Annotated in this window: 22 protein-coding genes; 6 read left to right on the forward strand and 16 right to left on the reverse strand. The window is 64.3% G+C overall.

The features are described from left to right. The first annotated feature begins 60 nt into the window (after positions 1-60). A complete protein-coding gene (locus FNV92_RS21855) occupies positions 61-1,170 on the forward strand; it encodes a glycoside hydrolase family 172 protein (protein ID WP_143844607.1) in 1,110 nt (369 codons plus the stop codon). A gap of 84 nt (positions 1,171-1,254) precedes the next feature. On the opposite strand, the gene FNV92_RS34635 is transcribed toward FNV92_RS21855, so the two are convergent. Genes FNV92_RS34635 through FNV92_RS21875 form a run of 4 tightly spaced genes read right to left on the reverse strand, consistent with a single transcriptional unit; the run spans position 1,255 to position 3,937 of the window. Then, positions 1,255-1,788 (reverse strand): porin, encoded by a 534-nt coding sequence (locus FNV92_RS34635; RefSeq protein ID WP_416377732.1) that lies wholly within the window; start codon positions 1,786-1,788, stop codon positions 1,255-1,257. A gap of 31 nt (positions 1,789-1,819) precedes the next feature. Further along, positions 1,820-2,578 (reverse strand): outer membrane protein, encoded by a 759-nt coding sequence (locus FNV92_RS21865; RefSeq protein WP_143844606.1) that lies wholly within the window; start codon positions 2,576-2,578, stop codon positions 1,820-1,822. 53 nt (positions 2,579-2,631) lie between these two features. Continuing rightward, positions 2,632-3,159, reverse strand: a complete 528-nt coding sequence (locus FNV92_RS34640) for a porin (RefSeq protein WP_143844605.1) — start codon at positions 3,157-3,159, stop codon at positions 2,632-2,634. A 49-nt stretch (positions 3,160-3,208) separates the two neighbouring features. Then, a complete protein-coding gene (locus tag FNV92_RS21875; RefSeq protein WP_158324553.1) occupies positions 3,209-3,937 on the reverse strand; it encodes an outer membrane protein in 729 nt (242 codons plus the stop codon). 574 nt (positions 3,938-4,511) lie between these two features. Here FNV92_RS21875 and FNV92_RS21880 point away from each other — a divergent pair. Next, positions 4,512-5,723, forward strand: a complete 1,212-nt coding sequence (locus FNV92_RS21880) for an acyl-CoA dehydrogenase family protein (RefSeq protein WP_143844604.1) — start codon at positions 4,512-4,514, stop codon at positions 5,721-5,723. A gap of 88 nt (positions 5,724-5,811) precedes the next feature. Here FNV92_RS21880 and FNV92_RS21885 read toward each other — a convergent pair whose 3' ends face one another. The 9 genes from FNV92_RS21885 to FNV92_RS21925 form a co-directional block, all read right to left on the reverse strand. Beyond that, positions 5,812-6,678 carry an efflux RND transporter periplasmic adaptor subunit gene (locus tag FNV92_RS21885; RefSeq protein WP_143844603.1) on the reverse strand — a complete coding sequence of 289 codons (867 nt, stop codon included), beginning with the start codon at positions 6,676-6,678 and terminating at the stop codon, positions 5,812-5,814. Continuing rightward, on the reverse strand, positions 6,675-6,881 hold the full coding sequence (locus FNV92_RS21890; protein ID WP_015686860.1) for a DUF1656 domain-containing protein: 207 nt from the start codon (positions 6,879-6,881) through the stop codon (positions 6,675-6,677). Before FNV92_RS21890 ends, FNV92_RS21885 begins: the two co-directional genes overlap by 4 nt. Next, positions 6,878-8,929, reverse strand: coding sequence for an FUSC family protein (locus tag FNV92_RS21895; protein ID WP_143844602.1), 2,052 nt, complete (start codon positions 8,927-8,929; stop codon positions 6,878-6,880). The genes FNV92_RS21890 and FNV92_RS21895 overlap by 4 nt, the downstream gene beginning before the upstream one ends. Before the next feature lie 2 nt (positions 8,930-8,931). Further along, positions 8,932-9,405, reverse strand: coding sequence for a MarR family winged helix-turn-helix transcriptional regulator (locus FNV92_RS21900; protein ID WP_015686862.1), 474 nt, complete (start codon positions 9,403-9,405; stop codon positions 8,932-8,934). 205 nt (positions 9,406-9,610) lie between these two features. After that, positions 9,611-10,519: an amino acid ABC transporter substrate-binding protein gene (locus tag FNV92_RS21905; protein ID WP_143844601.1), complete on the reverse strand. Its 909-nt coding sequence runs from the start codon at positions 10,517-10,519 to the stop codon at positions 9,611-9,613. 145 nt (positions 10,520-10,664) lie between these two features. Then, complete coding sequence (locus tag FNV92_RS21910) at positions 10,665-12,098, reverse strand: amidohydrolase family protein (protein WP_143844600.1); 1,434 nt, start codon at positions 12,096-12,098, stop codon at positions 10,665-10,667. A 16-nt stretch (positions 12,099-12,114) separates the two neighbouring features. After that, positions 12,115-13,140, reverse strand: coding sequence for an ABC transporter substrate-binding protein (locus tag FNV92_RS21915; RefSeq protein ID WP_015686865.1), 1,026 nt, complete (start codon positions 13,138-13,140; stop codon positions 12,115-12,117). Between the two features lie 40 nt (positions 13,141-13,180). Then, a complete protein-coding gene (locus tag FNV92_RS21920; RefSeq protein ID WP_143844599.1) occupies positions 13,181-13,957 on the reverse strand; it encodes an ABC transporter permease in 777 nt (258 codons plus the stop codon). Beyond that, positions 13,957-14,814 carry an ABC transporter ATP-binding protein gene (locus FNV92_RS21925; RefSeq protein ID WP_244623654.1) on the reverse strand — a complete coding sequence of 286 codons (858 nt, stop codon included), beginning with the start codon at positions 14,812-14,814 and terminating at the stop codon, positions 13,957-13,959. The genes FNV92_RS21920 and FNV92_RS21925 overlap by 1 nt, the downstream gene beginning before the upstream one ends. Before the next feature lie 198 nt (positions 14,815-15,012). On the opposite strand from FNV92_RS21925, the gene FNV92_RS21930 reads away from it, so the two are divergent. Continuing rightward, positions 15,013-15,768 (forward strand): GntR family transcriptional regulator, encoded by a 756-nt coding sequence (locus FNV92_RS21930; RefSeq protein WP_143844597.1) that lies wholly within the window; start codon positions 15,013-15,015, stop codon positions 15,766-15,768. 85 nt (positions 15,769-15,853) lie between these two features. Here FNV92_RS21930 and FNV92_RS21935 read toward each other — a convergent pair whose 3' ends face one another. Next, positions 15,854-16,270, reverse strand: coding sequence for a nuclear transport factor 2-like protein (locus FNV92_RS21935; RefSeq protein ID WP_143844596.1), 417 nt, complete (start codon positions 16,268-16,270; stop codon positions 15,854-15,856). A 148-nt stretch (positions 16,271-16,418) separates the two neighbouring features. Here FNV92_RS21935 and FNV92_RS21940 point away from each other — a divergent pair, with 148 nt between their 5' ends. The 3 genes from FNV92_RS21940 to FNV92_RS21950 all read left to right on the forward strand — a co-directional run bounded on the left by FNV92_RS21940 (position 16,419) and on the right by FNV92_RS21950 (position 19,354). Continuing rightward, a complete protein-coding gene (locus FNV92_RS21940) occupies positions 16,419-17,660 on the forward strand; it encodes an amidohydrolase family protein (protein WP_143844595.1) in 1,242 nt (413 codons plus the stop codon). A gap of 30 nt (positions 17,661-17,690) precedes the next feature. Continuing rightward, positions 17,691-18,896 (forward strand): amidohydrolase family protein, encoded by a 1,206-nt coding sequence (locus FNV92_RS21945; RefSeq protein ID WP_143844594.1) that lies wholly within the window; start codon positions 17,691-17,693, stop codon positions 18,894-18,896. Between the two features lie 140 nt (positions 18,897-19,036). Then, positions 19,037-19,354 carry a hypothetical protein gene (locus FNV92_RS21950; protein ID WP_015686872.1) on the forward strand — a complete coding sequence of 106 codons (318 nt, stop codon included), beginning with the start codon at positions 19,037-19,039 and terminating at the stop codon, positions 19,352-19,354. Positions 19,355-19,367: 13 nt separating this feature from the next. Here the strand turns inward: FNV92_RS21950 and FNV92_RS21955 are convergent, their stop codons facing one another. Both FNV92_RS21955 and FNV92_RS21960 read right to left on the reverse strand, forming a co-directional pair. Next, on the reverse strand, positions 19,368-20,285 hold the full coding sequence (locus FNV92_RS21955) for a DUF1932 domain-containing protein (protein WP_143844593.1): 918 nt from the start codon (positions 20,283-20,285) through the stop codon (positions 19,368-19,370). Next, positions 20,285-21,154: an ABC transporter substrate-binding protein gene (locus FNV92_RS21960; protein ID WP_143844592.1), complete on the reverse strand. Its 870-nt coding sequence runs from the start codon at positions 21,152-21,154 to the stop codon at positions 20,285-20,287. The genes FNV92_RS21955 and FNV92_RS21960 overlap by 1 nt, the downstream gene beginning before the upstream one ends. Positions 21,155-21,168 lie beyond the last annotated feature (14 nt).

Genomic DNA, 21,168 nt, shown 5'->3' on the forward strand with positions numbered 1-21,168 from the left:
TCTTTTGGTCAATTCGGCAGCGATATACCGGAACGTCGCCAACTTCATGTCGAGGATACCATGGCGTTTTCCGGACTGGGCCTGCATCTCGGCAATCTGTCGCGCCTGTCGAACGCGCAGACGCGCTCGATCAGCCCCGAGAACTTTACCGGCGAGAAGGGCAAGGGCGGCATGGCGGTCGACGGCGCCGCCGCACGGCAGGCCCGCGACCTCGGCCGGGGCTGGAAGGTCTCGCCCTATGTCGTGATCGAGCCGGGCGCGACCTTCACGCTCGCCGACATCGTAGGCCAAGGCGCGATCCAGCAGATCTGGATGACGCTGGCGCGCGGGCGGCTGCGCCATTCGATCCTGCGCGTCTACTGGGACGACCAGACGCTGCCGAGCGTCGAATGCCCGGCCGGCGATTTCTTCGCCTGCGGCTGGGAGGAGTTCGCGCAAGTGTCCTCGCTCGCGGTCTGCGTCAATCCCGGCCGCGCCTTCAACTGCTATTGGGAGATGCCGTTCCGCAAGCGCGCGCGCTTCACGCTGGAGAACCGCAGCGAGGAGGCCCTCACCGTCTACTACCAGATCAACTATGCGCTGACCGACGTGCCCGAAGACTGCGCCTATTTCCATGCGCAGTTCCGGCGCACCAATCCGCTGCCGTATAAGGAGGTCTACACCATCCTCGACGGCGTCCATGGCGCGGGTCATTATGTCGGCACCTACATGGCCTGGGGCGTCAACAACAATGGCTGGTGGGGCGAAGGCGAGATCAAGTTCTTCCTCGACGGCGACGGCGAATTCCCGACCATCTGCGGCACCGGCACCGAGGATTATTTTTGCGGCGCCTATAATTTCGATCCCCATGTCGCGCATGGCGGTCAAGGGCAATCGCGCTACCAGGAATTCACCACGCCCTATGCCGGCCTGCCGCAGGTGATCCGCCCCGACGGCGTCTACAAGTCGCAGCAGCGGTTCGGTATGTACCGCTGGCACATCCCCGATCCGATACGCTTCGGCTCCGACCTGCGCGTGACGATCCAGGCGCTGGGGTGGCTACAGGGTGTCAAAGAGGCAAGGTATCTTCCGCTGCAGGACGACATCGCCTCGGTCGCGTTCTGGTATCAGACGCTGCCGACGGCGCCGTTCCCGCAGCTGCCCGGCCCGGACTATCTCGAAATCGTCTAGGCAGCCCTTCCCTTCGCTCTCGAGATCTGCGCCACCCGGACGTCAAGTCGATCGTCCGGGCGGCGCCTTCGCGTTTGGGACCGGCTACCAGGAATACTGGAGGCCGACCCGTCCAAGTGCCCTGATGTCGCTCCACGACTGTGCCGGGATCGCCACGCCGAACTCCGTCGCGGTCCGGTTGGAGTTGGACGTCAGGCTGCCGCGATCGAGACCGAACGCGATGCCCATGGTCAGGGACAGGTTGCCCTGGATCCTGATCATGCCGACGGCTCCGGCGGCATGCTGCCCGTCGAACACGGCCCAATGGGTCGAGATCGCATAGTTGGTCCCGTCAGGCAGGAACGGATTGACGAGCGACGCGGCCATGGCCGTTCCAGTCGCTGCACGCGTGATCTGTCGTGCAATGTCGAACTGGCTCTGCACGGTCTGCTGCGCATTCACGCAGGTGTCGGTTCCGGGTATGTAGAAAAAGCCGGCGCCGTAGAGCGAGCAGACCTTTTCGTATTCGACCGCGGTATGGCCCGGCGTCGGGATCGCCAGAGCAAGGACCGCAGTCGCGAGCAAAGCGCGCAAGCTTCGCCCGAGGACGCCTCGTGCCGCGTTGATTTGCTTCCACATGGTTGTCTCCAATCAATGATGAAAACGCGGCTCAGTAACGAGCAACGATGGCATCGCCGTTGAAGCGGTAGTTCACGCCGAGCTTCACGAGATGCAGCTCATGGTCGACGTTCTGGGTGCTGATCCGTGTCGACAACGCGAGCGCAGCTGGAGCGAAATACAAATAGTCGTATTCCAGTCGCGCCGAGAGATTGCGCGTCAGCGCGTATTCAAGGCCCACGCCGCCGGTCAAACCGGTCCGCTGATGGTTTATGTCGGTCGGAACGGGCGTGCCGACGAAGGCCTGGTAAGCAATATTGGCCCATGCCACGCCGCCTTTGGCGTAGACCAGCGCGTTATCAAATGCGTAGCCGATGCGACCGGTACCCGTCGCCAGTGCCTGGTACGACACTGAGAGGCCGGACAAAATGGGGTTCGCCGGATCGACCGGGCGATTGCCCTTGATCGACGCCCAGGAGAGATCGAGCTCGGCACCGACCACGATGTTGTCGAACTGCCAATTGGCGCCGACCTGCGCACCGGCGATCGCACCCTTCGTATCCATCGTGAATCGGTCTTGCGCGAAGGCGAAGCTCGGGTCGACCAGACGGCTGCTGCCGACGCCATAGCCGCCGTGAGCGCCGATATAGAAGCCGTTCCACAGCGGCACCGGAGCGACGACCGGAGCCTTCACCGTCATATCGGCCGCATTCGCGGACGTGGCGGTGAGCGACATGGCAGTGAGAACCGGCGCAACGGCAGCAGCACAGGCGAGGAAGCGGCGCGCCGATCGGAGGATGAAGATTGTCATGAGATGATCTTTCAAAATGTCGGAATGAATTATCGGGTGAGGTTTCGCGCGCTTCACCAGGCGTACATGAAGCCCGCGCGGCCAAGGCCGCGGACGTCGTTCCACGATTGCGCCGGGATCGCCGTGCCGTATTCCGTCTGCGTCCGGTTGGTGAGGGAGGTGAGGCTTCCCTTGTCCAGGCCAAGCGAGAAACCGCCTGAGAACACGAAGTTGCCGGAGACCCGCACCAGGCCCGAGAAGCCCGCGGCGTGCTGGCCGTCATAGGTCGCCCAGTGGGTCGAGACCGCGTAGTTGGTGCCGGTCGGAAGCCACGGCGCGACGAGCGACGCAGCCATCGCCGTGCCGGTCGAGGCGCGGGTCTGCGCACGCGCGATGTCGAACTGGTTCGTCTGGATCTGGTTGGCGTTGCTACAGGTGTCGGTGCCCGGAATGTAGAAGAAGCCGGCGCCGTACAACGAGCAGACCTTGACGTACTCGACCGGAGCCGCGTGGCTCGGCGCGGCGATCACGGCGGTGAGGCCGATGGTGACGGCGGCTGCGACCATACGGGCGGCGCGGCGGTTGCTGGAAATGATGGACATGATGTTCTCCAAATTTCTGCTGAATGATGTTTCGATTGATCTCGGGGCGTTAGCGCAGCGGGCCATCGTCGCCATTGAAGCGGATGTTGATGCCGGCCTTCACCACCTGGACGAAATGCTTGATCTCGGACGTGGTGTCCGGGCTCACCCAACGGAGCGTCTCGGTCGGCAGGAAGATCGCGTTGTATTCGACCTTGGCCGAGACGTTGCGCAGGAAGGCCACCTCCAGGCCGACGCCGCCCACGGCACCGAACAGGTCTCGGTCGTAGTTGGTGACCTCGGGCGTAAACCGCGACGAAAGCTCCATGCGCGCATAGGCCGCGCCGCCCTTCGCGTAGGCGAGCCATTGGCCCGATGCGTAACCGACGCGTCCCGTTGCGGTCGCAAGCGCGGTGTAGCCGACCCCGTTGTTGGTGCTCGACGTGACGATGGGCGAGGTGCTGGTGTTGCCCTTCACAAAGGACCAGGAGCCGTCGATCTCGGCGCCGATGACGTAGTTGCCCTGCTGCCAGTTGTAGCCGAGCTGCCCGCCGGCGAGCGGCCCGTTGTAGTAGGCAAAGAACGGATTGTTGGCAGGGCTGTTGAGCGGATCGCGAAACTCGCTCTTCCCCCAGCCCCAACCACCGTGAACGCCGGCATAGGCGCCAGTCCAGGAGACGACGGGGGCCGGCAGCGGACCGCCGGCGAAAACGGGTGAGGCGATGATCGCGCTCGCCGCTGCAACGGCGGCTGCGAATCCACGGCAGCGAGTTACGGAGCGTCCTGAATGTGTGTGCATGTCGAGGTCCATTTCCTTCTCTGAATTTAAGGATGTATATTATATCTGCGCTATCTTAGATTGAATTTGAGGTCACGACATTTGGGTCAAGCCCCTGCTGGATTTTGAACGAACGAAGCCGGCGACCACGCACCAGCGGATCGACGGGAAAACCTATTGAGAGTTGGAAGAGCCGGGGCGCGGTCTAGGAAAATGCGCTCCGCGGCTGGTCGATGGGCGAACTAAAGACGAGCGAACCCCATGGATGCGCGTCCGAAGTCCCCTTCTCTTGTCATGATTGCAGCCCCCTGCTTCTAATTGAGGCTGATCTTAGGCACCACGCGTTGAATTGCCAGTACCGCGACGGCAACAGTTGCAGTTTGTTGCTGCTGGTTGTCTTGCCCGCCTCCTAATCGCGGCACGACGCAAGACAGCCTGTGAATAACCGTTAACATGGCAACGTGCCGGGTCTGCCTTGACGCAAGTTGCGGCCGACCGATTGATGAAAAATGGGGCGCATGCCGGGCAACATTGGGCGCGATTCGGCGCCAGCCTGCCCCAAAACCAGACCCTGACCGACCTGCAGGAGACCCAGATGCTCTACCCGATGTCGCCCAAAGTCGTCGAGCTCAAGCGCAAGCTCGAGAGTTTCATGGACCGGCACATCTATCCGAACGAGGAGCGCTTCTATCGCGAGGCCGAAGAGCTGGGGCCGTGGAAAGTCTATCCCGTCGTCGAGGAGCTGAAGCCGCTGGCGCGCGCGGAAGGCCTCTGGAATCTGTTCCTGCCGGAGTCGAACCATGGCGCAGGCCTCACCAATCTCGAATATGCCCCGCTCTGCGAAGTGATGGGCCGCTCGCATCTGGCGCCCGAAGTCTTCAACTGCTCGGCGCCCGACACCGGCAACATGGAAGTGCTGGAGCGTTACGGCACCGAGAAGGACAAGGAACGCTGGCTGAAGCCGCTGCTCGCGGGCGAAATCCGCTCCTGCTTCGCCATGACCGAGCCGGCGGTCGCATCATCCGACGCAACCAACATCGAAAGCTCGATCGTGCGTGACGGCGACCACTACGTCATCAACGGGCGTAAATGGTACACGACGAATGCGACCGACCCGCGCTGCAAGATCTGCATCTTCATGGGCAAGACCGATCCCGACAATCCAGACCGCCACAGGCAGCAATCCATGATCCTGGTCCCGATGGAGACACCAGGCGTCGAGGTGAAGCGTCCCCTGCCGGTGTTCGGCTTCTACGGCGTGCCCGACCGTGCCTCCGAAGTCGTCTTCACCAACGTGCGGGTGCCGAAGGAGAACATTCTGCTCGGCGAAGGCCGTGGTTTCGAGATCGCACAGGGCCGCCTCGGCCCGGGCCGCATCCACCACTGCATGCGACTGATTGGTCTCGCCGAACGCACGCTGGAGAAAATGTGCCGCCGCGTGCGCAGCCGCGTCGCCTTCGGCAAGCCGGTGTCCGAGCAGACGGTGACGCAGGAGCGCATCGCGGAATCCCGCATCATGATCGAGCAGGCCCGTCTGCTGACGTTCAATGCCGCCTACGCGATGGACACGGTCGGCAACAAGGTGGCGAAAGCCGAGATCGCGATGATCAAGGTCGCGGTGCCGAACATGGCCTGCCAGATCATCGACTGGGCCATCCAGGCCCATGGCGGCGGCGGCACGTCGAACGATTTCGGGCTGACGCAGGCCTATGCGACCGCGCGTCTGCTGCGTCTTGCCGACGGGCCGGACGAGGTCCACAGGAACCAGATCGCACGGTTCGAGCTGAAGAAATTTTCGAACGCGTGAGGAAAGGCAGCAGCAGCTCACCAGCCGGCGCCCTCTCTTCCTTCTTCCCTTGCAAGGGGGAGAGTGTGCAGCAATGCGCATTGCGCTTTCAGTCCAGCACCTCCACCGTCGCCGAGCGCCCTGCGACCAGTGCCGTGCCATCCGGCACCGGATCCAGCGCGATGCGCACGGGCACGCGCTGGGCGAGGCGCACCCAGCTGAAGGTCGGGTTGACGTTGGCGAGCAGGCTGGCGCCGTCGGCGCGGTCGCGGTCCTCGATACCGGCGGCGATGCTCTCGACATGACCTGACAGCGTCACCTTCTCGCCCATCAGGCGGATTTGCACCTTGTCGCCCACACGAATGCGCGCGAGTTTGGTCTCCTCGAAATAGCCTTCCACATGCAGCGTGTCGGTATCGACCAGCGCCATCACGCCCTTCCCGGCTGTGACATAGGCGCCCGGACGCAGATCCATGTTGGTGATCACGCCGTTCACGGAGGCGTGGACCTCGCTGCGGTCGAGATTGAGCTGGGCCACCGCACGGTCGGCCACGGCCTGATCGACGGCTGCCTTGGCCTGAAGCTGGGTCGCCAGCACCTGCTCCTGCTTCTGCTGCGACACCGCGTCGGTCGTCAGCGCGCTGTAGCGCTTCAGATCGGCATTGGCCTGATCGAGCGTGGCCTGATGACCGGCCACCGCGGCATCGGCCTGCCGCAGCGCCAGCGCGAAACGTTCGCGGTCGATCCGGAACAGCACGTCGCCTCGATGGACCTTCTGATTGTCCTTGACCAGCACTTGCGTCACGAAACCGGACACGTCGGGTGCGACCTGCACCACGTCGGCGCGGACACGGCCGTCGCGGGTCCACGGCGATTCCATGTAATACACCCAGAGCTCGCGGCCGACGACGAGCGCCGCGACGACGGCAAGCACTGTCAGTGCGAGGCGACCGAGCCAGGGAAAATTCCCTTTCATGAGAGATACTCCGAGAGATAGACGACACCGCCGAGAAGGCAGACGAAAATTGCAAAGTCGAACAGCGCGCGGTGCCAGACCAGCCGGTAGAGATCGAAGCGATGCATGAGCCGGCGGAGAATCGCGCTCAGGATATAGGCGACGATGATCCACAGCAGCAGCGCCGGCACGAGCACGCCATAGATGTCGATCACATATCTCATGCCGCAACACTCTCGCCTGCGCGCGGCCGGTAGGCCGGCGCGTCCGGGAACAGGCCGCGGCGGATGCCGACGAGGCCGATCAGGGCGTCTTCCCGCGCCTTGTCGTTGGGATCCTTCACCGCCCGGGCCAGCGCCCGGTCGATGCTCGTCAGCAGTTCGACGGGCATCCCATCGCTTGCAAATCTGCGGCAGGCGATGGCGAGCTGGTCGAGCATGTCGTCGATCACGGAAATGGTCGATACCGCGAGCCCGTAGCGGGCCCGGCGAAGGTCGATGATGTTCAGGCCGATGCGGAGCTGGACGAGGCTGTCGGTATCGCGGCGATCGCTCTCGGAGAGAAAGGCGATCCGCTGCACCAGGAGCCCGAGCCGGTGCAGCATGAGGCCGGCAAATTCCGCGCGATCACCCTTGCCGCGGCGTTCCGCGGCGACCGCAAGCGTTGTCCAGTTCGACAGCACCAGGCGATTGGCGATCCACTCGGCGCCAACGCCGCGCGCGATCCGCGTCACGAGCTCGGCGATGACGACGCCGACGAAGAAGGCGACCGCGGAGTTCGCATAGGACGCAAAGTCCGCACTGTAGGTCGATTGCAGCGCCAGCAGCGTCGCCGTATTGGCCGCGAGAGCCATGCCGGTGCCGGCCGTCGCCGGCCGCGCGATCAGAAAGCCATAGAGCAGGAACGCCGGGGCCAGCGCCACGACCAGGACCTCGAGATGCGAGATCGCCGGCACCAGCGCGAACAGATAGATCGCGACCACCACGATCGCGACCAGCGACCACAGGCCGAAACTGCGGATGAAGCGCGCGGGTTCGTCCTGGGCTGCGAAGAACGAGCACGCCACCGCCGCCATCATCGGGGCCGACGCGCCGTCGGGCCAGCCGGTGCCGATCCAGAACGCACAGCAGATCAGGATGGCGCCGGCCGCACCGGCCGCGGACCACAGCGCAAGGCCGCGGTCCCGGTGGCGCACGGGCGCGGCGCCGGTCTCGGGATGAAAAGCAAGATCGAGTGTCGAGACGTCGTGGCCCTCGGCAATCGCCTCGGTCAGCGCGCGGCAGTCGCGCGAGAGGTCGACCAGCTCGCGTAGCCGCGACAACAGGCTGGTGGTGATGATCCGCTCCCAGGAGGCGTCGTCATCGAGCACCGCCTGTCGCTCCGCAATCATGGAGCGGATCCGCCCGGCCGGCTGCCGCGCACCGACGTCGCTGACGATCCATTGCGCAAGATCCTCCAGCAGCCGATTCAGCTCCGGCTGCCGGCGCAGGGCCTCCTCCCCCAGCGCGGCCAGACGGTCCTCGAGCGAGGCGACGACCGGCAGCAGCATCAGCATGCGCAGACGGATCTCGCCGAGGTTGCTTACGGCATTGCGATCCGCCAGCCGGTCATAGGCAAGATGGGTCGAAAGCGTATCGATCTCGACGATGTCGGTTGCGAGCTTGAGGCGCCTGGCGCGGTGCGCTTCGCTCGTACCGTCGCGCAGCAGCACGGCTCGGCTGAGATTGCGCGCATCGGACAACCAGTTGTCGACGCGGTGCGCGACGGCGGGCGCGACGCTGCGGGGAAACACGATGGTGGAAACGAGGCTGGCGCAGATGATGCCGAGCGAGATCTCCTCCAGCCTCGCCACCGCCGTGTCGAAGATGGCGGCTGGCTCGGACACGGAAGGAAAGCCGATCAGCGCCACGGTGTATCCGGCCAGCATGAAGACGTAGCTGCGCGGTGTGCCGTCGAGCAGCGACAGATAAAGGCAGAGCCCGACCCAGAGCGCGATCGCGAGGCAGAGCAGCTCGGGCGCATCGATCAGGTTCGGCACCAGCGCCACCGTCATGATCGCGCCGACCAGCGTGCCCATGACGCGAAAGAACGCCTTCGAGCTCGTTGCGCCCGCAAGCGGCTGAGACGTGATGTAGACCGTCGCCATCGCCCAATAGGGCCGCGGCAAGTCCATGGCCAATGCGATGACGAGCGCGAGAATTGACGCGGCAAACGTCTTTAACGCGAAAATGAGGTCCGCGTGGCGGACCAGAAAAGGCTCGTCTGCGCGCATGGCTACTTCGCCTCTGGACCGGTCTTGCCGTCCTGCAGGCGACCGGCCCGCCGTTCGATGCGCTGAAGCGTCTCGAAGGTTATCGCAAGTTCGTCCGCGCCGATATCCTTCAACAGGCTCGCCCGCACCCGGCGCAGCACCCGGTTGGTCTCCTCGACCTTGGCCTCGCCCGCCTTGGTCAAATGGAGCGTCTTGGCGCGGCGGTCGGTGGGGTCTTCCCTGCGCTCGACCAGCCCCTCGGCCTGGAGCAGGTCGATCAGGCGCACCAGCGACGGCCCCTCGATGCCGAGCTCGTCGGCGAGCACGCCCTGACGGACGTTCTCACCCTGCCTTGACAGCACCAGAAGCGGAATCGCGGTCGCATAGGACAGGCCGTGATCGGACAGGGCCTGGTCGGACTCGCGGCGCCAGATGCGGGCCAGGCGCGCGATGAGCCTGCCGAGTTCGGCATGGATGTGAGCCTGCGAGGGAGCCATGCCAATTAGATAGGACGCGAACTATTAGTTTGCAACTATATAGCCCGGCATATTGCAGCTGTTCACGCAAAAGCGACCGAGGACAACGCAGATGGGACTCGGGTCTCAGCCGCCGATGTCCGGCGCCAACACCAGCGCGCCGCTGGTGAGCGGCGGGCTGGTCGGCCAGTTGCTGGATATGCCGCCGACGCGCTAGCGCCCTCGCCTAGTTCACCACGTAAACATCGGGATCGGCGCTGGAGCTCGGCTTCTGGAAGGCATTGCGCAGGGCTGGCGAGATCGGGACGTTGTAGTTGAGGCCGTTCGGCGGCGTCGGGGATTCCAGCCACTTCCGGTAGAGGACCTCGATCTCCGGGCTGGCGTAAAGCTCTGCCGTGGCGCGATCGGCCAGCGCCTTGAACGGCGCGTCCTCCCGTCGCAGCATGATTCCGAAAGGCTCCGGCTTCGAGAACGCCTCCTCGCTGATCATGAACATCGCCGGTTCCTTCGAGCGGGCAATTGCGACTGCGAGCTGCACATCGTCGAGCGCATAGGCCTGGGCGCGATCGGTTTCCAGCAGCAGGAACGCTTCGGCCTGATCCACGGCCGGCATGATTCTGATGCCGAGATTGCGCTCGGTGTTGACCTTGGCAAGCTGGTTCAAATTGACCGAGCCTGCCACCGCCGTGACGGCCTTGCCCTTGAGATCGTCGATGGTGTTGATCTTCGCCGCCTTCTTGGCTGCGAATCGCGTCGCACTGAGGAAATGCGTGTTGGTGAACGCGACCTGTTTCTGGCGGTCGGCATTGTTGGTGGTCGCCGAGCAGTGCAGATCGAGCGTGCCGTTGACCATCAGCGGTATGCGGTTGGACGAGGTCACCGCGAGATACTCGACGCCGATGTCGGGCATGCCGAGCTGCTTCTTCACGGCGTCCACGATCTTCAGGCAGATGTCCATGGCGAAGCCGACAGGCTTCTGGTTGCCGTCGAGGTAGCTGAACGGCACGGACGCTTCCTGGTAACCCAGCGTGATCTTCTTCGTCTCCTTGACCTTCTGGAGCGTTCCCGACAGGTCTTCGGCGGAGGCGCCCCCGGCAAGACATGTGACGGCGAGGAGAATGGCGGGAAGACGCATCGGGGGCTCCTTGAGGGGATCATGGGCCACGTCGGCGCGCGGCCGCACACGGTGTAGCCCAGCGCCGAACCAACCGCCAGACGAGGTTCCGCCTATCAGCTATCACGGTTTTATATCGGCCTGAACAGGGGCGCCGCGCCCCATCCTATTCGCAGGTGAGCTGCTGCTCGAACCAGCCGGATAGCCGCTCCGACAGCGACGGCCACATCCGCTGAAAGCCTCCGAGCTTGCCGGCATTGGCGCGGTACATGGCCCGCAATTCCTGTTCGATCGCCGGAAGGTCAACGCCAACACAGGCCCCGTCCCGCGCGATGGTCTTGCCGGCGACGACGACCTCCTTCACCAGCGATGCATTCCCGCGCGCGAACAGCAGCGCCATGGGATCAACCGGCATGATCCGGTCGCGGTCGAGCCGGTCGAGATCTATCACGACGTAATCCGCCGGGTTGCCGGGACTGAGCTCGCCGCTTCCAGGTGCGCCAGTCGCCCGGCGGCCATTGCGGATCGCAAGCGCGAACAGCTCGGCCGGCGTCCATGTCGCCTTGAAGCCGAGGCCGCCATGGACCATCTGCACCAGCCGCATCTCGCGCAGGATGTCGTCGTCCTCGTCGAGCGCCAGCCCGTCGACGCCGACGGCGATGGCGCAGCCGCATTTATGCGCGGCGGCGATCGGAGCAAGCCCTGAGCGCAGATGCATGTTCGAGCTGAAATTGGTGACGATGCGCGCACCAGAGGCCGCGATCATCTCCAGTTCGTCCGGCCGAGCGTGGATGCAATGCGCCAGCGTCAGCCGCTCCGAGAGGAAGCCGATGTCGCGGAGCCAGCGCACCATGCCTAGAAAGTGCCGGTCGGCCCAGGCGCGCTGGTACACGGTCTCCAGCAGATGCATGTGGATGCGGCGGCCGGTTCGCGCCGAGTTCTCCGCGATCGCTTCCAGCAAGGGCTTCGAGCACCATTGCACCCCGGCTGGCCCGAGTTGCACGTCGACCATTGGACCGGCGATGGCGGCGGCAATGGCGTCGGTCAGCTCGATATACGCCTTTGGCGACATCGGCGCGCGGACGAACAGGTCTTCGATCGTCTCGCGCTCGTCGCTGGGGAGTTCTGCGAGAATCGGTTCGGCGTCCCCGTAGACGATCGGATTCTGGTCGCGCACGGCAAGCGCAAAGGCCATGCGAATGCCGACGTCGGACGCGGCCCTGGCAATCGCCTTGGCCTCGTCCAGCAGAGGCATGGTCCCGCTCGGGCGGGTGTAGTGCACCATCATCGCCGCGCAGCCGGCTTTGGCGGAACGTGCCAATGCGGAGGCCGCGGTCAGATACGGATCGACCGGCGAACCGAGCGCGGTCCGCAAGATCCAGCTTTCCAGCGGCATACCCACCGCGCCGAAGGACGATGCGGTGGCGCGGGCGTGGTCATGGGCGTTGACGAAGGCGGGAATGACGAAGGAGCGAGGCCCATGCCCCGCTCCTTCCGAGATGCCGGTGATGACGCCGCCATCGTGCCGCAGCACGACATTGTCGCTGATGCCGCGATCAGGGCCACGGGACAGGCTGGTTGCCGCAATCTCCGTGGCCATGAGCGCCTCTCCAAAATCAGTTGGCAGTATACACCAACTCCCGCTCCGCGCGCGGCGGCAGGAACTCGCGCGAGAACACCTCTGCCGGCGTCGGCGCGCGGGCGAGCTGATAGCCCTCGACCACGATGCCGATGGCGCGCGTCATGCGGTCGTCCTTGATGTCGCCGATGCCGATCTCCTTCATCTCCGGCGAGACGATCAGCTTGTCGAAGGAATATTGCAGCCGGCGCTTCTCGACCGCGACGTCGATCAGATTGTCGTAGTTCAGCGCCGCCTTCATGCCCGCGTTCTGATCCTTCGCCACCGCGATCGCGCCCTTGTTGATGGCGCGCACAAGGCCCGCCACCGCCTTCGGGTTGGAGGCGATCAGCTTCTTCGAGACCATCACGCCGTTGGAATAGAGATCGAGACCGTAATCACCGAACGAGAACCATTTGAAATCCTTGTCCGGATCCTGGCGATTGAGCACGAGATTGAAATAGCTGGTGATGTTGAAGACGAGGGCCGCATCGATGTCGCCCTTGATCAGCATCGGCTCCTGCAGGTTCGGGGCCATGTTGGAGATCTTGATCTTCTCGCCGTCGAGCCCGTTCTTGCGCGTGAACACCGGCAACAGGCGCGTCGTCGGCGTGCCCTGCGCACCGCCGAGCGTGTGGCCCTCGAAATCCTTGATGGTGTTGATGCCGCTGGTCTTCTTGGCGACGATCGCGAATGGCGGCTGGTTCCACATCATGTAGACCATGACCGGCGCGTCCTGCGGCTTGGTCGAGGCGTTCTGGATGATGGCGTTGACGTCGCCGAAGCCGGCGTCGTAGGCGCCCGACATGACGCGCGTGACGGTGGCGCCGGAGCCCTCGCCCTGGTCGATGACGACGTTAAGGCCTTCCTCCTTGAAGAAGCCGTTGTCCTTGGCATAGAAGAACGCGGCGTCGCTGCCTTGCGTCTTCCAGCCCAGCGTGAACTTGATCGTGGTTTCCTGGGCCGTTGCGACGCCCGCGGACAGGGCCAATCCCAGCAGTGCGGCAGTAACGTTTCTCAACATCGAGACCTCCTCAAGCTTCGTTGCGTGATGGTTCAAGAATTCAGGTGGCAATCACGTCGTTCTTGCGCGTGGCCCAGCCGGTGACCCGCCCCTCGATCAGCGAGAATACGGCGTAGAGCGCGACGCCGAGGCCGGCGAGCACGAACAGGCCGGCGAACACCAGCGGCACGTTGAAATTGGAGGACGCGGTCATCATGACGTTGCCGATGCCGCGATTGGACGCGACGGTCTCCGACAGCACCGCACCGACGAAGGCGTAGGAGATCGCGACCTTCAGCGAGGCGAAAAAGAACGGCATCGTTCGGGGCAGCCCGACATTCCAGAGGATGTCGAACTTGCTCGCGCCGAGAGCCTTCAGCACGTCCTCGAGCTCGGGCTCGGTGGTCGCAAGGCCCGTCGCGATGTTGACGACGATCGGGAAGAAGCAGATCGACAGGGCGGTGAGCACGGCCGGGACCGTGCCCGAGCCAAACCACAGCACGAAGATCGGCACCACAGCGACCTTCGGGATCGACGAGAAGCCGATCAGCAGCGGATAGCAGGTGTCGTAGGCTGTCCTGGACACGCCGATGACGGCGCCGAGGGCGACACCGAGCGCGACGCCAAGCACGAAGCCGAGCATGGTGGTCCCCAGTGTCTGCAGGATATGCGGCCACAGCACCGGGAAGCGCTGAAACAGCGTCACGAACACCTGCGACGGCCGCGGCAGCACGAGGTCGGACATGCCCGTCATCAGGCAGAACAGCTCCCAGCCGACGAAGAACAGCACGATCAGTCCGGCCGACCATGCCTTCTGCCTGATATCGATCCCGAGCATCAGCCTGCTCCCTGTTGAGCTGCAATGCGCGCATCCTCGATGAAGGCGCGCAGCTTCTGGTTCAACGCGACGAAATCCGGCTCGAAGGTCATGGCGACGGTGCGCGGCCGCGCGAACGCGACGCGGCTGTCGTCGAGGATGCGGCCCGGACGCGCGCTCATCACGCAGATGCGGCTGGCCAGGAAGCCGGCCTCGCGCAGATCATGGGTGACAAGCAGCACCGTCGGCTTGTGCGTCATCCAGAGGTTCTGGAGGATCGCCCACAGCTCCTCGCGGGTGAACTGGTCGAGCGCGCCGAAGGGCTCGTCGAGCAGCAGCATGCGCGGCTCGTGGATCAGCGCGCGGCAGAGATTGGCGCGCTGGAGCATGCCTCCGGAGAGCTGCCAGGGATAGCGGCTGCCAAATCCCTTGAGGCCGACCTGCTCCAGCAGCGCATTGGCCTTGTCGCGAAACTCGGTCTTTCGCAGCTTGCGGAAGTTGGAGCGGAACGGCTCGACGATCTTGAGCGGCAGCATGATGTTCCGCTCGATCGTCATCCAGGGCAGCATGGTCGGGTTCTGGAACGCCATGCCGACGCGCAGCGCCCGCGCCGCGACCTCGCGGCCGCCGACGATGACGACGCCGCTGGTCGGCTGCACCAGACCGGAGACGAGACGCAGAATGGTCGATTTGCCGCATCCGGACGGACCGACCAGTGCGACAAACTCGCCGTCGGCGATCCGCAAGCTGGTCGTCGACAAAGCGGGCACGGCACGGTCGCCGCGCCCGAAGGTCACGGAGGCCTCGGACAGCTCGATGGCAACAGGGCCGGAGCCTTCGGGAACGGGCTGGCCGTCAAGTTGGGCGTTGGGTTGCATGCGCATCACAGCCAAAGTGCATGCAAGCTGGATGCCAGCGCTCGACTCCCGGAAAATCAATGATTTGGCCAAACGACCTGCCGAACGGCGAGATTCGGATTAGGCAATCCGGACATCAAACTGCATGCAATTGCAGCGCTGGATTGGCGCGGGCCTGTGCTAAAGAGTGGCTTCGACCCTCCCCTCAAGGATTCGCCGATGGCGGCGCGCCCCACCAGCAAGACTTCTGAATCATCCGACAAGGTCAGCGTGATCTGCCGTGCGCTCAGGCGCGCGATCATCGAGCAGGCACTCGAGCCCGGTGCAAAGCTGCCTGAGGATTCGCTGGGCGAGCGTTTTGGCGTCAGCCGCACCATTGCCCGCCACGCGCTGGGGCAGCTCGCCGCGGAAGGGCTGGTCGAGCTCCGCCGCAACCGGATCGCGGTGGTGGCGACGCCGAGCTGGCAGGAGGCGCGCGACGCCTTCGATATCCGCATCGAGCTCGAACGTCTCGTGGTCCGCCAGCTCGCAGGCAAGCTGACCAAGACGCAGATCGCCGAGCTGAATGCCCATGTCGATGCCGAGGATCGCGCGCGCGGCGGCACGGACGCCATCTCGATCCGGCTTGCCACCGAATTCCACATCCTGCTCGCGCACATGACGAACAGCCCGATCCTGGTGCGCTATGTCAGCGAGGTCGCGTATCGCTGCTGCCTGACGCTGTCGCTCTACAGCCGGCCGCATTCCACCGAATGCGCCATCAACGAGCATCGTGCCATCATCGCCGCGCTCGCCAAGGGCGACGAGGCCAAGGTGATGGAATTGATGCACCATCACCTCGATTCCGTGGCAAACCGTGCGCTGGTCGCCCCTACCCCGCAGCGCGGCCGCGATCTGCTCGATATCCTCGCGCCGTATGCCGACGAGGTGACGAGCGACCGCGTCGTCAAGCTGCCCAAGGTCGCGCGCCGCTAAGGCGCAATAGGTTGCGCCTTAGCTTTTTTGTTTGCGCATGATCTCGTCGGAAAACCGCTGCACACTTTTCCGGATCATGCGCGTGTTAAGCCTCGATCCCGCGCTGAACCAGAATCCGCTCGGCGCTGTCGTTCCAGACGTCCATCTTCACGATCTGCCCGCCCCGAACGACGAAGCGATCGACGTAGCGATTGCCCTCGAACGGGGTACCGTCCATCCACTCGCCATAGAGCGTGCCGACGCTGTAGACGACCGTCTCGTCCGCGCCCGGGCAGACGTCGAAGCGGTCCATCTTCTTCTTGACCCAGCGGTAGCGCTTCGCGTTGAAGCCGGTCGGGCCACGCGGATGATCGAACTCGCGCCCGCCGGTAAAGGTGATCACGGTGCCCGGCTTCATATAGGCCGCAGCCGCGTCAGGATCGGGTATCATCGAGGCCGTCAGGTAGGCTTCGACGATCTCGGCGTCGGTCATCGGGCTTTCGGCTTTTGCGGGGGCGGACATGGCGGGTTCTCCAAGGTCTGGACAGTCTACAATTCGCACTTCAAACTGCATGCACATTTTTTGAACAATTTGATATCAGAACTGCACACAATCTGGGGCTGCCCCCACTTGGCGCTTCCGCTAGGCTAGCACAGCTGAATTTGATGCCATGACCACGCAGACCGCCTTCGACCAGATCTTCCGTAATGCGCTGTTGCGATCGTCCGCCACACCCGTCGATATCGGCATGAAGGGCGGCCGCATCGCCGCGATCGAGCCAAAGCTCGCCTGCGAGGCCGTCGAGGTCGACCTCGGTGGGCATCTGGCCCTGCCCGGCTTCGTCGACACCCACATCCATCTCGACAAGGCCTGCCTGCTCGGCCGCTGCGGGCATAATCACGGCAGCGTCTCGGAAGCGATCCGTGCCGTCGCCGGGATGAAGAAGGATTTTACGGTCGAGGACGTCTACGCGCGCGGCGCGAAGGTGCTCGAACGCGCCATCGTGCACGGTACGACGCGCATGCGCACCCATGTCGAGATCGACCCGCGCATCGGCCTGCGTGGCTACGAAGCGATCAAGACGCTCAAGCGCGACCATGCCTGGGCCATTGACCTCTCGCTCTGCGTCTTCCCCCAGGAAGGGCTGACAAACGATCCCGGCAGCGAAGAGTTGCTCATCCAGGCACTGCGCGACGGCGGCGAGGCGATCGGCGGCTGTCCCTATATGGACACCGACCCGAACGCGCATCTCGAACGCATCTTCGATCTCGCGCAGGAATTCGACGTCGACGTCGATCTCCATCTGGATTTCGATCTCGATCCGTCCTGGTGGCACCTCGACGAGGTCTGCCGGCAGACCGAGCGGCGCAGCTATCAGGGGCGCGTCGCGATCGGCCACGCCACGAAGCTCTCGGCACTGCCACCGGAGCGCTTGAAAGCGGCCACCGCGCAACTGGCAAATGCCGGCGTCGCCGTCACCGTGCTGCCCGCGACCGACCTTTATCTGATGGGGCGCGAGGCCACCCACAATGCACCGCGCGGGTTGACGCTCGCACACAAGCTCGTCGACAACGGCGTGCTGTGCTCCGTCGCCACCAACAACGTGCTCAACCCCTTCACCCCGTTCGGTGACGCTTCGCTGCTCCGGATGGCGAACTTCTATGCCAATGTCGCGCACGCCTCGGTCAGCGACTTCGACACCTGCCTCGATCTCGTGACCGACCTGCCGGCGCGGCTGATGAACCTTGACGACTACGGCACCAAGGTCGGCAACCCCGCCGATCTCATCGTGCTCGACACGAAGGACAGCCGCTTCGCCATCGCCGAGCTGCCGGATGTCTTGATGGGGTTCAAGAATGGCCGGCAGACGTTTGAACGGCCGCGTCCGACGCTGTTTTCACCGCGGAGCTGAACGGCGCCACAACGATCAACGGAGGAACCGATGGCCTTCGACACAATCTTCCTCAATGCGCGCTTCGACGGCGGGTCCCGGCATCACTTCGCGGTCAAGGATGGGCGCATCGCCGCGATCACGCCCGCTGACCAGCCCCCGACCGGCGCTGCGGCGATCGATCTTGATCAGGCCCTCGTCGTCCCCGGCTTCGTCGAGGGCCATATCCATCTCGACACCAGCTTCTATGGCGATGCCTGGCGTCCGCACAAGCCGTGCACCAACGGATTCGACGTGCATGAGCGCGTCGCCTTCCAGGCGCAGAACATGGCCGAGGCTGCGCCGATGGACGTGCGGGCGCGCAACCAGCTCGATCTCTGCATCGCCCACGGCACCACGCAGATGCGCAGCCATGTCATGGTGGATGGCTCGGTCGGGCTGAAATCGATCGAGACGATCCTGCGCGTGCGCGAGGAATACCGGGGCCTGATCGACATCCAGCTCGTCGCCTTCCCCCAGAGCGGCATTCTGGCGAGCCCCGGCACGCCGCAATTGCTGGATGAGGCCATCGGGCTCGGCGCCGACCTCGTCGGCGGGCTCGATCCCGCGAGCTTTGATCGCGATGTCGAGAAGCACCTCGACGTCGTGTTCGGCGTGGCCGAAAAGCATGGCGTCGATGTCGACATCCATCTGCACGACATGGGCACCCTCGGCGCCTTCGAGATCGAGCAGATCGCGGCGCGCACGCGCGCGCTCGGCATGGAGGGCCGTGTTGCCATCAGCCACGCCTACGGGCTCGGCGATATTCCGGCAGATCACCTCAAGAAGATGGCGGAGGTTCTTGCCCGCTCGGGCGTCGCAATCATGACCAATGCGCCGGGGGCGCGGCCGTTTCCACCGATTCTCGCCCTGCGCAACGCTGGCGTCACCGTCTTCAGCGGCAATGACAACATCCGCGATTCCTGGTGGCCCTATGGCGACGGTGACATGCTGCGCCGGGCAACCACGCTCGGCTATCGCTCCGGCTTCAACATCGACGAAGAACTGCGCGTCGCATTTGACATCGTCACCGCATCAGGCGCCAAGGCGCTGCGCCTCGAAGGTTACGGCCTGCGTGTCGGCGCCAAGGCCGACTTCGTGACGCTGAATGCGGCCCATATCCCCGAGGCCGTCGTCGCGGTGCCGCAGGGGCGCTCCGTGTACAAGGAGGGGAAACTTGTCGCTGCAAACGGCCAGGTTGTCGGCAAACGCGCCTAACCGTTCAATCGTACCGTCAAGCCCTCCCCGAGCCTCCGAGTCCGGTAGAATCCCGGTCCGTAGCCCAACGCGTTGCGACAAGGATCAGGTAATCTTACTAAGACCTTGCACTGACCATCTGCGTACACGGGAGTTTGGTTATGTTCAGCGCATTCAACAGTATCGACTATCATTCCATCCGGGCCAGCACGCCAGCCGAGACCGCCGTCAAGCGCCTGAATGGAATCGGCGAAGTCCTGTCGGGCCTCGACATCACGGCAATCCACACACAGGACGAGATGGCACGCGCGCTGTGGACGCTGGATACAGCCGACAAATGCGTTCGCCTGATCCTGACCGAATTCCGCAGCGAGCGGACAACGGACATCGTGCGCAAGGCCAACAGCCTGATCGATCTGATCGAGGCCGCCCGCGACGAAGTCTCGGGCTATCGCGGCGGCAGCAGGGTCCTGAGCTGAATGGGCCCCGGCGTCAGCGCTTGATCTTCGCGAGGATCTTGTCCGCCTCGGTGCGCCAATCGGCGCTGCGGGCGAACTCCTTCGTGCCCCTGGTGCCGAACAGGCCTTCGTCGGCGAGATCGGCCACCCAGGCCTGACGTTCGGCCGTGCCCTGCGCCGACCATGGCGTCAGCCCTGCCTCCCGTACGGTGTCCGCGACTTCGCGCACCTCTTCGGCACGGCGACGGCCGTGCTCGATCACGCGCTGGAAGAAATAAGCGCCCTGCTTCTCCCAATTGATGCTCGGGAAGGTTTCCGTGAGCGACGCCAGCACCGCATCCTCGACGCCATAAGCGCGCGCGGTGGTGAAGCTTTCGATGACCATGGCCTCCAGTCCCTTGATCATGATGCTCCGGCACATCTTGACGGCCGACGACACCCCGAGCTTGTCGCTGGCAACCTTCGCCGCAAAACCGATCGCGTTCAGTAACGGCTCCAGCTCTTTCGCGCCGGGGCCGCCGAGCAGCAGCGGCACTTTGATGCGATACGGCGGTACCGAGGTCATCACCGCGCCCTCGACATAACGCCCCGCGGCGCCATCGATCAGCGCCGCGGCGCGCTGCTTGGCGCCGGGAGAGGCCGAGTTGAAATCGAGGAACCATGTGCCCTGGTTGATCGCGGCCGCGCAGGCCCTTGCGACCGGAACGGCCTGGCTCGCCGTGACCGCAGAGATGATGAAATCGGATGTCGCGGCCAGCTCGGCATGAGAGGCTGCGAGTGCCACTCCGAACCTGGCGGCATGCTCCCTGAGAGCCGCGCGCTGCTCGCCTCCGAGCTTGATGTCGTAGGCGGCGACCCTGATGTCCTGCAGGCGCAAATCCTCAGCCAGAATCCGGCCAACTTCACCATAGCCAACCAGCCCGATCTGCCAGCGTTTGAGATCACCCGCCATCAGTTCAGTCCTCGAATCGTTTCATCGAACAGCTCCTCGACCGCATAGCGGCGCGGGATCAGCGCCTGCTGGAATGCGTAGTCGACAATCAGCTCGAGCGGCTTCCCGTTCGCCTCGATGCCGAACGGAACGAGGTCGGGTGAGCCCGCCGGCCCCGTCCGCACCTTGTTCTGCTTCAACAGATCATAGACGCCCGCAACCACATCAGGCCGCGATTTCGCCAGCCTCTCTGTCACGACCACGAGATGATTGACCGGGACGACACCGCGGCGGGCGTACCATTTTGCGGCTTCCGCGGCCGGATCAGGAAAAAGCGGCTTCAGCCTGGGGTCGTTCGAGGTCTCGCCGAGGACCGCATCGAGCTCACCGTCGAGCAGCATCTGCAGGACTTTCTTGTCCTTCGGTGCGCGCTCGGTGGTGTCGACATATTCGGCGACGTGCGGATCTTCAAAGGTGACCCAGCGGACCCTGTCGAGGTTGACGCCATAATCGTTGGCGAGGATGCCCCTGATCCACGCCCCCGTCGTCGTGGTGAAGGAGCGGATGCCGACGCGCTTGCCTTCGAGATCGGACGGCCCGAGCTTCCCCTGCACAGGATTGTAGAGCGCGTAAGCATGCTGGAAGCGGCCGAGCATCGTCGCCGGCAGCAGCACCAGCGGCTTGCCATGCGCCTTGGCCATCAGATAGGTGACGATCGCCATCTCGCAGACGTCAAAGGCCTGCTCGCGCACCATCGGCTTGAACGCCGTGTTGGTCGGCGTGTACTCGATGAAGTCGAGGTCGAACAGGTCGGAGCGGAGCTCACCGCTCTTCACCGCCTGGACATGGGGGTGACTGCCGAGCACGGCCTTCAGCCTGAGACGATCCATCCGCCCGCTCCGGT

The sequence above is a fragment of the Bradyrhizobium cosmicum genome, from assembly GCF_007290395.2.
GTDB lineage: Bacteria > Pseudomonadota > Alphaproteobacteria > Rhizobiales > Xanthobacteraceae > Bradyrhizobium > Bradyrhizobium cosmicum.